The organism is Paramuribaculum intestinale, from assembly GCF_003024925.1.
Lineage (GTDB): Bacteria > Bacteroidota > Bacteroidia > Bacteroidales > Muribaculaceae > Paramuribaculum > Paramuribaculum intestinale.
Map to the genome: position 1 here is coordinate 1 of NZ_PUED01000375.1, position 1,034 is coordinate 1,034.

Annotated in this window: 1 protein-coding gene and 1 pseudogene; both read right to left on the reverse strand. The window is 35.0% G+C overall.

The window, feature by feature from the left end:
- Positions 1-106, reverse strand: a pseudogene (locus tag C5O24_RS14560) (AraC family transcriptional regulator); the annotation flags it as partial.
- 28 nt (positions 107-134) lie between these two features.
- On the reverse strand, positions 135-1,034 hold a 900-nt coding region (locus C5O24_RS13685; RefSeq protein ID WP_107681990.1), incomplete at its 5' end, for an MATE family efflux transporter.

Sequence of the window (1,034 nt, forward strand, 5' to 3'; positions counted from 1 at the left end):
GAGGTGGAATGTTGAATTTCATTCCACCTCTTGTTTCTCCCTTATATTCCCAATAGCGATCTATGAAAGGAGCTAATAAACTACATGGCGAATATTCTTTATACATATTACAAATGTCGGTATAAACTATGATTCTAAGGAATATTGGTGATTATTTTTTTGCCTTGACTGTTAATTCCTGTAAACCAATGATGAATATGATAGATAGAAAGTATAAACACACTCAAAAAGTAAATATGTTCCGATGTCCACAATAGTGGAACACTTGAACTAAAATGACTAATTATTCCCACATACGCTATGTATATAGATAAAGACACGAATGCTATCAATAGAGATGCCGCAGCATGGCCTACTCCAGAGACTGTGCTAAAAAACACGAATGTAGGTACAGCTATCAAGTAAGAAGTGAGCATAACCTTTAATGTAGGTATAGCATCAAACACCAATGCAGTATTGTCACTATAAATCCGTAAAATAGATTCAGGGAAAAGAGCGAACAACACTATTATTGGCAAAATAATCATGTAACATGAAAGCATTACTTTTTTGCATACATATAGGAAAGGGGTGCTTTTCTCTTTTCCTATGAGATTTCCAACTAATGAACTGACAACAGATGCAGATGCTTGTACGAAAAGAAAAAGGAAGGACGAAATGTTTCTTACAACATTAGTAATCGCCAGTGACCTTTCCCCGAAATGCTCTATTGTGATAAAAAAAACGAACCAACTGCCAAATACTAACCCATTTTGCAGCATCATCAAAACAGAAACAGAGAGTATCTTTTTTAATACTCTACAATCTATGGCAAATCGCCATTTGATTCCATATTTGCACGTGCTTGCATTCTTTTGGGTATATATAATGAAATAAATTGCTGCGACAGCTTCGGAAATGACAGATGCAATGGCTGCTCCGGAAATTCCTAATGCTGGAAAGCCTAATGCTCCAAATATTAAAATATAATTTAGAATAACATTGACTGCTACCATCGTTATGGAATTGAGCATTAGTGCAGATGTGTGTATTAT